We start from the raw sequence: 11,004 nt of genomic DNA on the forward strand, positions 1-11,004 counted from the left end.
ACTCCCGCAAAGCGCCCTGGTCCGACTGACCCAACACAGAAACAAATGTGGGAGGGGGCTTGCCCCGATAGCGGTGGATCAGTCACCTGATTTATCAACTGACAAACTGCTATCGGGGGCAAGCCCCCTCCCACATTGGAATTTGCTCTACATGGGGATAGGTGTTGTTTTCAGGCCTGTCCGGTATTTTTTTCTATGAGTTTTCGAGTTAAGGAGTGACACCATGCTGGTGATGCGCCCCGCGCAAATGGCTGATCTGGGCGAGGTACAGCGTCTGGCTGCGGACAGCCCGATTGGTGTCACCTCCTTGCCGGATGATGTGGAACGCCTCAGCGACAAGATCGCCGCCAGCGAAGCATCCTTCGCGGCCGAGGTCAGTTTCAACGGCGAAGAAAGCTATTTCTTCGTACTCGAAGACACCGAGACCGGCAAGCTCGCCGGTTGCTCGGCCATCGTCGCCTCGGCCGGCTACTCGGAACCTTTCTACAGCTTCCGTAACGAGACCTTCGTGCACGCTTCCCGCGAGCTGAAGATCCACAACAAGATTCACGTGCTTTCCCAGTGCCACGACCTCACCGGCAACAGCCTGCTCACCAGTTTCTACGTAGTGCCCGAGCTGGTCGGTTCGCCGTGGTCGGAACTCAATTCCCGTGGCCGCCTGCTGTTCGTCGCCAGCCATCCCGAGCGCTTTGCCGACTCGGTGGTGACCGAAATTGTCGGCTACAGCGACGAGAACGGTGATTCGCCGTTCTGGGATGCCATCGGTCGCAACTTCTTCGACCTCAACTACGCCGCCGCCGAGCGCCTGTGCGGGCTGAAAAGCCGTACGTTCCTCGCCGAGCTGATGCCGCATTACCCGATCTACGTGCCGTTGCTGCCGGACGAAGCCCAGGAAGCCATGGGCCAAGTGCACCCGCGTGCGCAGATCACCTTCGACATCCTGATGCGCGAAGGCTTCGAGACCGACCATTACATCGACATCTTCGACGGCGCCCCACGCTGCACGCACGGGTCTCGGGCATTCGCTCCATCGCCCAGAGCCGCGTGGTGCCGGTGAAGATCGGCGAGATGGTCAAGGGTGTCGGTCGCCAATACCTGGTGAGCAACGCGCAGTTGCAGGATTACCGAGCGGTGATGCTGGAGCTGGACTACGCGCCCGGCAAACCGGTGACCCTGGACCTGGCAACCGCCGAAGCCCTGGGCGTTGGCGAAGGCGCGAGTGTGCGCTTGGTAGCGGTATAAAGACTGAGTTTCGCGGGTGGCTGACAACAGCGGCCCGTTCGAGGAGATAGCATGATCGTTCGTCCCGTACGCAGCAGCGATTTACCGGCCCTGATTGATCTGGCGCGCAGCACCGGCACCGGCCTCACCACCTTGCCGGCCAACGAAGAGCGCTTGACCCACCGCGTGGGCTGGGCGGAAAAAACCTTTCGCGGCGAAGCCGGGCGCGGGGATGCCGACTACCTGTTCGTGCTGGAAAACGACGAAGGCCGCGTGGTGGGGATTTCCGCCATCGCCGGCGCCGTTGGCCTGCGTGAGCCCTGGTACAACTTCCGGGTCGGCCTGACCGTCAGCGCCTCCCAGGAGCTGAACATTTACCGCGAGATTCCAACGCTGTTCCTGGCCAACGACCTCACCGGCAACTCCGAGCTGTGCTCGTTGTTTTTGCACGCCGATTACCGCACCGGCCTCAACGGTCGCATGCTGGCCAAGGCGCGCCTGCTGTTTATCGCGGAATTCCCGCAACTGTTCGGCAACAAGATCATCGCCGAGATGCGTGGTGTGTCCAACGATGCCGGGCGTTCGCCGTTCTGGGAAAGCCTGGGCCGTCACTTTTTCAAGATGGAATTCAGCCAGGCCGATTACCTCACCGGCGTGGGCAACAAAGCGTTTATTGCTGAGCTGATGCCCAAGTTTCCGTTGTACAGCTGCTTCCTGTCCGAGGACGCACGCAATGTGATCGGCAAGGTCCACCCGGACACCGAGCCGGCGCTGAGCATGCTCAAGAGCGAAGGCTTCAGTTACCAGGGCTATGTCGATATCTTCGACGCCGGCCCGGCGGTGGAGTGCGAGACCACCAAGATCCGTGCGGTGCGCGACAGCCAGTCATTGGTATTGGCCATCGGCACGCCGGGGGACGACGCCACGCCGTTCCTGATCCATAACCGCAAGCGCGAAGACTGCCGCATCACCGCCGCACCGGCCCGCCTGGCGGCAGGCACCCTGGTGGTCGATCCACAGACCGCCAAGCGCCTGCAACTGGTGGTGGGTGATCAAGTGCGTGCCGTACCGTTGTCCGCTGCTCGGGAGTCGAAATAATGAATTCGCTGTATATCGCAGGTAGCTGGCTGGCTGGCCAGGGTGAGCTGTTTGAATCGCGCAACCCGGTGACTCAAGACGTGTTGTGGGCTGGCAATGGCGCCACCGCCGAGCAGGTCGAGTCCGCGGTGCAGGCTGCGCGCCAGGCGTTCCCGGATTGGGCCAAACGTTCGCTGGAAGAGCGCATCTGCGTGCTGGAAGCCTTCGCCAATACGCTGAAAAGCCGCGCCGATGAAATCGCCCGTTGCATCGGTGAGGAAACCGGCAAGCCGCTGTGGGAATCGGCCACCGAAGTCACCAGCATGGCCAACAAGATTGCAATCTCGGTGCAAAGCTACCGCGAGCGTACCGGTGAGAAGAGCGGCCCCCTGGGCGATGCCACTGCCGTATTGCGCCACAAACCCCACGGCGTGGTGGCGGTGTTCGGCCCTTACAACTTTCCGGGCCACCTGCCCAACGGGCATATCGTCCCGGCGTTGCTGGCGGGTAACACCGTGTTGTTCAAGCCGAGCGAGCTGACGCCCAAAGTTGCCGAGCTGACCGTGCAGTGTTGGATCGACGCCGGCCTGCCGGCGGGTGTGTTGAACCTGCTGCAAGGCGCACGGGAAACCGGCATCGCGTTGGCGGCCAACCCTGGCATCGACGGTTTGTTCTTTACCGGCTCCAGCCGCACCGGCAATCACTTGCACCAGCAGTTCTCCGGCCGCCCGGACAAGATCCTGGCCCTGGAAATGGGTGGCAACAACCCGTTGGTAGTGGACGAAGTCGCTGACGTGGATGCGGCGGTCTACACCATTATCCAGTCGGCGTTTATCTCTGCCGGCCAGCGTTGCACCTGTGCCCGTCGCCTGCTGGTGCCGGAAGGCGCCTGGGGCGATGCGCTGCTGGCGCGCCTGGTGGCGGTGAGCGCGACGATTGAAGTGGGGGCGTTCGACCAGCAACCGCCGCCGTTCATGGGCTCGGTGATTTCCCTCGGTGCGGCGAAAGCCCTGATGGACGCCCAGGAACTGATGCTGGCCAATGGCGCTGTCGCACTGCTGGAAATGACCCAGCCACAGGATCAGGCCGCCTTGCTGACCCCAGGCATCATCGACGTGACCGGCGTGACCGAGCGCGAAGACGAGGAACTGTTCGGCCCGCTGTTGCAGGTGATCCGCTACGCCGGTTTTGCCGCGGCCATTGCCGAGGCCAACAACACCCAGTACGGCCTGGCCGCTGGTTTGTTGTCGGACTCCGAAGCGCGTTACCAGCAGTTCTGGCTGGAAAGCCGCGCCGGGATCGTCAACTGGAACAAGCAACTGACCGGCGCCGCCAGCACCGCGCCGTTTGGTGGGGTAGGGGCCTCGGGCAACCATCGCGCCAGTGCGTATTACGCCGCGGATTATTGCGCGTACCCGGTGGCGTCGCTGGAGACGCCGAGCCTGGTGGTGCCTGCCACGCTGACCCCCGGTATTACGCTGAAGTGAAGGTGACACTGGTCTAATGTGGGAGGGGGCTTGCCCCCGATGGCGGTGTGTCAATCACCTATTGATTAACTGGCAGACTGCTATCGGAGGCAAGCCTCCTCCCACACTGGATTTGTGGTGTGTTGAAGAATTTTGATGCCTATAAAAACAGATGTTCGTGGAGCCTCGCCGATGAAATCCTATGAAGTCAATTTTGACGGTCTAGTGGGGCCGACCCATAACTACGGCGGTTTGTCCTTCGGCAACGTCGCGTCCCAGAGCAACAGCCAGCAGCATTCCAACCCCAAGGAAGCGGCGTTGCAGGGCCTGCAAAAAATGAAAGCCCTAATGGACATGGGCTTTGTGCAAGGCGTGCTCGCCCCCCAGGAGCGCCCGGACGTGGCCGCGTTGCGCAGCCTCGGCTTCAGCGGCACCGATGCCCAGGTGATCCAGCAGGCGGCCAAGCAGGCCATGCCGTTGCTGGTGGCAAGCTGCTCGGCATCGAGCATGTGGGTGGCCAACGCCGCCACCGTCAGCCCAAGCGCCGACACGGCGGATGGCCGCGTGCACTTCACCGCCGCCAACCTCAACTGCAAATACCATCGCAGCATCGAACACCCGACCACCAGCCGCGTGCTGGGGGCGATGTTTGCCGACGGCAAGCACTTTGCCCACCACGCCGCGTTGCCGGCCGTGGCGCAGTTCGGTGACGAAGGCGCGGCCAACCACACACGTTTCTGCCGTGAGTATGGCGAGGCCGGCGTGGAGTTTTTCGTGTTCGGCCGCAGCGCGTTCGATCCCCGTTACCCGGCCCCGCAGAAATACCCGGCACGCCAGACCCTCGAAGCCTCCCAGGCCGTCGCACGCCTGCATGGCCTGAAGGATGAAGGCGTGGTCTACGCCCAGCAGAACCCGGCAGTGATTGACGCCGGTGTGTTCCACAATGACGTGATCGCGGTCGGCAATGGCGAAGTGCTGTTCTATCACGAGGACGCGTTCCTCAATACCGAACAGATGCTCGCCGAACTGCAAGGAAAACTAGGCAAACTGGGGGGCAACTTCCAGTCGGTGTGCGTGCCACGCGCCCAGGTCAGCGTGGAGGACGCGGTGCGTTCCTACCTGTTCAACAGCCAGTTGCTGACCCGTCCTGACGGCTCGATGCTGCTGATCGTGCCGGAAGAATGCCGCGCCAACGAGCGTGTGTGGCAGTACCTGCAAGGCCTGACTGCTGCCGGTGGGCTGATCCGCGAAGTGAAGGTCTTCGACCTCAAGCAAAGCATGCAGAACGGCGGTGGCCCGGCGTGCCTGCGTTTGCGCGTGGCGCTCAACGAAACGGAACTGGCGGCGGTGAACCCAGGGGTTATCATGACCGCGCCGTTGTACGACACGCTGACCCAATGGGTCGACAAACACTACCGCGACAGCCTGCGTGAAACCGACCTGGCTGACCCGCAGTTGCTGCTTGAGTGCCGGACGGCACTGGATGAACTGACGCAAATCCTTAAACTGGGCTCGGTTTATCCTTTCCAGATCAATTAACGCGCCCTCTTTTACGCCCTATGGCTGAGAACTATTTTATGACCACCGACACCCTGAAGCTGATCCTTGAAGACACCGACGGCACCCAGTTGGAAACCTCCTGCACCCGCGTCGCCGTGGTCTGGCAGGGCAAGGAAATCTGGATCCAGCACGACGGCCGTGGCCAACTGCTGATCGGTGTGGACGTTGAAGAAGGCGACGCCGAATACGCCAACCTGCTGATGCGCCCATTGGCCACCAACCTGATGAGCCTGCAGCTGGAAATGGAACCGGCCGACGTTGAAGGTGATGACGACGATCACGTCCACGGCCCAGGCTGCAACCACTAAGGAAGCTGCGTATGCTCGCCCTCGGCAAATTGCTTGAACTGACCCTCGCCGGTCGTGAACCGGCGCAAAAAATTCAATCGACTGTCGACGGCGTGCAGCTGCGCTGGCTCAGCGAGGGCGCCCTTGAAGTGCGTCCTCCTGAAGCACGGGACAACGGTGGCGACCTGCTGCTGTCGTCCGGCATCCATGGCAACGAAACCGCGCCGATCGAACTGCTCGACCGCCTGTTGCATGGCATTGCCCGTGGGGAGATCAAACCCCGTACCCGCATTCTGTTCCTGTTCGGTAACCCCGAGGCCATGCGCCGCGGTGAGCGTTACCTTGAACTGGACGTCAACCGGCTGTTCAACGGCCGACATGAAAAAAACATCGGCCCCGAAGCCATGCGCGCCGCCGAGCTTGAGCAATTGGCCCGCAGCTTCTTCAGCCAGCCCGGCCGTTCGCGCCTGCATTACGATTTGCACACTGCCATCCGTGGTTCGAAGATCGAACAGTTCGCCCTGTACCCGTGGAACGAGGGGCGCCAGCATTCGCGCCACGAGCTCGCGCGCCTGCGCGCAGCGGGTATGGAAGCTGTGCTGTTGCAGAACAAAACCTCAATCACCTTCTCGGCGTTTACCTACGAGCAACTGGACGCCGAGGCCTTCACCCTGGAATTGGGCAAGGCGCGGCCGTTCGGGCAGAACCAGGGGGTTGACGTGTCACGCCTGGAGACCCGCCTCAAGCACATCATTGAAGGCACCGAGCCCGAGACTGACAGTCTGGACGGGTTGAAGCTGTTCGCCGTATCGCGGGAAGTCATCAAGCACAGCGATGCTTTCCTGCTGCACTTGCCTGCGGACGTGGAGAACTTTTCGGAATTGGAAAAGGGTTACCTGCTGGCCGAAGATGTGGCCAAGACGCGTTGGGTGATCGAGGAGGAGGGTGCACGCATCATCTTCCCCAACCCGAAGGTGAAGAATGGCTTGCGGGCAGGGATATTGATTGTGCCGACCACGGACGTGGGCCTGGCATAGGTCTCACGGCGTATTCGGATCCAAATGTGGGAGGGGGCTTGCCCCCGATAGCAGTGTGTCAGTCAGCTCATCTGGAGCTGAGACACCGCCATCGGGGGCAAGCCCCTCCCACATTTTGTTTTGCCGTGTTGCTTAGACCGCTAGGGCCCGTGGCTCGCTGCGACGGATCGCCCGGACCTTGTGCAGGGTGTCGGCGCACGTACGTGCAGCTTCCTGCCCCTTGTGCACGAAGTGCTCATGGAAGAATGCGGTGTGTTCGCTGCCCGCATGGAAGTGATGCGGCGTCAGCGATACCGAAAACACCGGCACTTCAGTCTCCAGCTGCACCTGCATCAGGCCGCTGACCACCGATTGGGCGACGAATTCGTGACGGTAGATGCCACCGTCCACCACCAGCGCGGCGGCAACGATACCGGCGTAGCGGCCGGTCTTGGCCAGCAGCTTGGCGTGCAGGGGCATTTCAAAGGCGCCGCCGACTTCGAAGAAATCGATGTCCGATTCCTGGTAGCCCTGGGCGATCATTTCGGCGAGGAAGCCTTTACGGGATTGGTCGACAATATCCTTGTGCCAGCAGGCCTGGATAAACGCGACGCGCTCGCCGTGGTGGTTTTTGCTTTTGCTGTCGATAGCGGTGGGTTGCATGTTCTGACTCCTGTTTAAGAAAAAAACAGGGCGTTATGAATCGAATGGGATTTAAGGGTACGCATGCGTCAACAGGCGCGCGGCCCTTAGGTGCCAATCCCGTTCTCTCTTCATCCGGACTATGACCGTCGGCCCCGGGATCACACCGGGTCTGCTGACCTTGTCGCCGTCCCGCGTGAGCAGTTCGAGGCGCCAAGCGCTCGCGGGCTATACACATTGCGTGTAATTACCGCCGGTGGGGAATTGCACCCCGCCCTGAGAACGTTGCCACCAGAACCCTGGCGGCGGAGAGTTTTTAACATGGTTTTTCGAAAACTGCACCACCGTCGTATCGATAGGCTATATCGGTTTGTTTGGTTGGTATTCGATTGAATGTAAACGGGGCTTGATATTCCGTGGCGTTGCCCGCAGTAATCACTGACAAAAGGACGTATCCAATCTGTTAGAGGCCTGTTTCATGACCGTGATTGACCTGCGCAGCGACACCGTGACCCAACCCACCCCCGGCATGCTCGACGCCATGGCCACCGCCGTCAGCGGTGATGACGTCTACGGCGAAGACCCCAGCGTCAATCGGCTGGAAGCCGAACTGGCCAAGCGCCTGGGGTTTGCGGCGGCGTTGTTCGTGCCCACCGGCACCATGAGCAACCTGCTGGCGTTGATGGCCCATTGTGAGCGCGGCGAGGAATACATCGTTGGCCAACAAGCCCACACCTACAAATACGAAGGCGGTGGCGCAGCGGTGTTGGGGTCTATCCAGCCGCAACCGCTGGAAGTGCAGGCGGATGGTTCCCTGGATTTGAACCACGTACTGGAAGCGATCAAACCGGACGATTTCCACTTCGCCCGGACCCGCTTGCTGGCGCTGGAAAACACCATGCAGGGCAAAGTGCTGCCCTTGGAATACCTGGCGAAGGCGCGAGCGTTTACCCGTGAACATGGCCTGGCGCTGCATTTGGACGGTGCGCGACTCTATAACGCGGCGGTCAAGCTTGGGGTGGATGCGCGGGAAATCGCCCGGCATTTTGATTCGGTCTCGGTGTGCCTGTCCAAGGGCCTCGGTGCCCCCGTCGGCTCGGTGCTGTGCGGCTCCACGGCGTTGATCGCCAAGGCCAGGCGGCTGCGCAAGATGGTCGGCGGCGGTATGCGCCAGGCCGGCTCCCTGGCGGCAGCGGGGCTTTATGCCCTGGATCATCAAGTGCAGCGCCTGGCCGACGACCACGGCAATGCCCAATGGCTGGGCGATGAGCTGCGCAAGGCAGGGTATGAGGTGGAGCCGGTGCAGACCAACATGGTCTACGTGCGGATCGGCGATCAGGCCCAGGCCTTGAAGGCCTTTGCCGCCGAGCGCGGCATCAAGTTGAGCGCCGCGTCGCGCCTGCGTATGGTCACGCATCTGGATGTCAGCCGGGCGCAGATTGAGCAGGTGCTGGCGGCATTCGTCGAATTTTCGCGCAAATGACCGTGCAGACCGTCTAATTGAGCCTCTCTATCGCATAAACACGCTGTACCACCGGCAAAGGGCCGATATAATGCGGCCTTTTGCCGTCGCTCCGTCTGATGATGTTGCGCACTGGCCTTTGGCCGCAGCCTCCGTGGAAGAACCTAATGAAAAGCGCAGAAATCCGTGAAGCCTTCCTTCGCTTCTTCGAAGAGCAAGGTCACACCCGTGTCGCCTCCAGCTCCTTGATCCCAGGCAATGACCCCACCCTGCTGTTCACTAACGCGGGGATGAACCAGTTCAAGGACTGCTTCCTGGGCCAGGAAAAGCGCGCCTACACCCGCGCCACCAGCAGCCAGAAGTGCGTACGCGCCGGCGGCAAGAACAGCGACCTGGAAAACGTCGGTTACACCGCACGTCACCACACGTTCTTCGAAATGCTGGGTAACTTCAGCTTCGGCGACTATTTCAAGAAAGACGCGATTACCTTCGCCTGGACCTTCCTCACCGGCGTGCTGAAGCTGCCCAAGGAAAAACTCTGGGTCACCGTCTACGCGACGGACGACGAAGCGTATGACATCTGGACCCAGCAAATCGGCGTGCCGGCCGAGCGCATGATCCGCATCGGCGACAACAAGGGCGCGCCGTACGCCTCCGACAACTTCTGGACCATGGGCGATACCGGCCCGTGCGGCCCTTGCACCGAGATCTTCTACGATCACGGCGCCGACATCTGGGGTGGCCCACCGGGCTCGCCGGAAGAAGACGGCGACCGTTACATCGAGATCTGGAACAACGTGTTCATGCAGTTCAACCGCACCGCCGATGGCGTGTTGCATCCGCTGCCGGCGCCGTCGGTGGACACCGGCATGGGCCTGGAGCGGATCAGTGCGGTGATGCAGCACGTTCACTCCAACTACGAAATCGACCTGTTCACCAACCTGCTGAGCGCCTCGGCGGCAGCCATTGGTTGCGCCAACGAGAGCCAGTCCTCGCTCAAGGTTGTGTCGGACCACATTCGTTCCTGCGGCTTCCTGATTGCCGACGGCGTGCTGCCGTCCAACGAAGGCCGTGGCTACGTGCTGCGCCGCATCATCCGTCGTGCCTGCCGCCACGGTAACAAGTTGGGCGCCACTGGCAGCTTCTTCTACAAGATCGTTGCCGCGCTGGTGGCCGAGATGGGCGAAGCCTTCCCGGAACTCAAGCAGCAGCAAGCCAATATCGAGCGCGTGCTCAAGGCCGAAGAGGAGCAGTTCTCCAAGACCCTGGAACATGGCCTGAAAATCCTGGAGCAGGACCTGGCTGAGCTCAAAGGCACCGTGGTACCGGGCGATGTGGTGTTCAAGCTCTACGACACCTATGGCTTCCCGATGGACCTGACTGCCGACATCGCCGTGAGCGCGAGCTGACTATCGATGAAGCCGGCTTTGAACGTGAGATGGAAGCCCAGCGCGTACGTGCTCGTTCCGCCAGCTCCTTTGGCCTGGACTACAACACCCTGGTCAAGGTTGATGTGCCGACCGAATTCACCGGCTACAAGGCGACCGTTGGCTCGGCCAAGATCGTCGCCCTCTATAAAGATGGCAAGTCGGTCGACGTTCTGAATGAAGGCGACGAGGCGGTTGTGGTCCTGGACCAGACGCCGTTTTACGCCGAGTCGGGCGGCCAGATTGGTGACTGTGGGTTCCTGAGCTCGACGTCGGGTCGTTTCGACGTGCGTGACACGACCAAGACCGGCGGTGCGTTCCTGCACCACGGCGTGTTGGTGCTGGGCAACCTGACTGTCGGTGCGCCGGTGGATACCCAAGTCGATGCCGACGTACGGCATGCAACTGCCTTGAACCACTCGGCCACTCACCTGTTGCATGCTGCATTGCGCCAGGTGCTGGGCGAGCACGTCCAGCAGAAGGGTTCGTTGGTCGATAGCCAGCGCCTGCGTTTCGACTTCAGCCACTTCGAAGCGATCAAGCCAGAGCAGATCAAGGCCCTGGAAGACATCGTCAACGCACAAGTGCGCAAGAACACCCCGGTTGAAACCGAGGAAACCGACATCGAGACCGCCAAGGCCAAAGGCGCCATGGCGCTGTTCGGCGAGAAGTACGGCGACAACGTGCGTGTACTGAGCATGGGTGGCGACTTCTCGGTGGAACTGTGTGGCGGTATCCACGCCAACCGCACTGGCGACATCGGCCTGCTGAAAATCATCAGCGAAGGCGGTGTGGCGTCGGGCGTACGTCGTATTGAAGCGGTGACCGGTGCTGCGGCCCTGGCCT

7 protein-coding genes, 2 pseudogenes and 1 riboswitch are annotated in these 11,004 nt (G+C 61.4%); of the genes and pseudogenes, 8 read left to right on the forward strand and 1 reads right to left on the reverse strand.

The features are described from left to right. Positions 1–223 precede the first annotated feature (223 nt). The 6 genes and pseudogenes from aruF (at position 224) to astE (ending at position 6,648) form a co-directional block, all read left to right on the forward strand. A pseudogene (aruF, locus tag IQK56_RS14360) lies at positions 224–1,242 on the forward strand (arginine/ornithine succinyltransferase subunit alpha). A gap of 51 nt (positions 1,243–1,293) precedes the next feature. Further along, positions 1,294–2,319, forward strand: coding sequence for an arginine N-succinyltransferase (gene astA / locus IQK56_RS14365; protein ID WP_122306805.1), 1,026 nt, complete (start codon positions 1,294–1,296; stop codon positions 2,317–2,319). Continuing rightward, positions 2,316–3,785: a succinylglutamate-semialdehyde dehydrogenase gene (gene astD / locus IQK56_RS14370; protein ID WP_193864026.1), complete on the forward strand. Its 1,470-nt coding sequence runs from the start codon at positions 2,316–2,318 to the stop codon at positions 3,783–3,785. Before astA ends, astD begins: the two co-directional genes overlap by 4 nt. Before the next feature lie 171 nt (positions 3,786–3,956). Then, positions 3,957–5,303: an N-succinylarginine dihydrolase gene (gene astB, locus IQK56_RS14375; RefSeq protein ID WP_150761925.1), complete on the forward strand. Its 1,347-nt coding sequence runs from the start codon at positions 3,957–3,959 to the stop codon at positions 5,301–5,303. A gap of 38 nt (positions 5,304–5,341) precedes the next feature. Then, positions 5,342–5,632: a hypothetical protein gene (locus IQK56_RS14380; protein ID WP_003214319.1), complete on the forward strand. Its 291-nt coding sequence runs from the start codon at positions 5,342–5,344 to the stop codon at positions 5,630–5,632. 11 nt (positions 5,633–5,643) lie between these two features. Beyond that, positions 5,644–6,648 carry a succinylglutamate desuccinylase gene (gene astE, locus IQK56_RS14385; RefSeq protein WP_150761924.1) on the forward strand — a complete coding sequence of 335 codons (1,005 nt, stop codon included), beginning with the start codon at positions 5,644–5,646 and terminating at the stop codon, positions 6,646–6,648. A gap of 132 nt (positions 6,649–6,780) precedes the next feature. Here the strand turns inward: astE and IQK56_RS14390 are convergent, their stop codons facing one another. Then, a complete protein-coding gene (locus IQK56_RS14390) occupies positions 6,781–7,290 on the reverse strand; it encodes a 6,7-dimethyl-8-ribityllumazine synthase (protein ID WP_027607772.1) in 510 nt (169 codons plus the stop codon). A gap of 97 nt (positions 7,291–7,387) precedes the next feature. After that, positions 7,388–7,557: riboswitch (FMN riboswitch) on the reverse strand. Between the two features lie 190 nt (positions 7,558–7,747). Here IQK56_RS14390 and ltaE point away from each other — a divergent pair. After that, positions 7,748–8,752 carry a low-specificity L-threonine aldolase gene (gene ltaE, locus IQK56_RS14395; RefSeq protein ID WP_193864024.1) on the forward strand — a complete coding sequence of 335 codons (1,005 nt, stop codon included), beginning with the start codon at positions 7,748–7,750 and terminating at the stop codon, positions 8,750–8,752. Positions 8,753–8,898: 146 nt separating this feature from the next. Then, positions 8,899–11,004: pseudogene (gene alaS / locus IQK56_RS14400) on the forward strand (alanine--tRNA ligase); the annotation flags it as partial.

Source organism: Pseudomonas cyclaminis (genome assembly GCF_015163715.1).
Lineage (GTDB): Bacteria > Pseudomonadota > Gammaproteobacteria > Pseudomonadales > Pseudomonadaceae > Aquipseudomonas > Aquipseudomonas cyclaminis.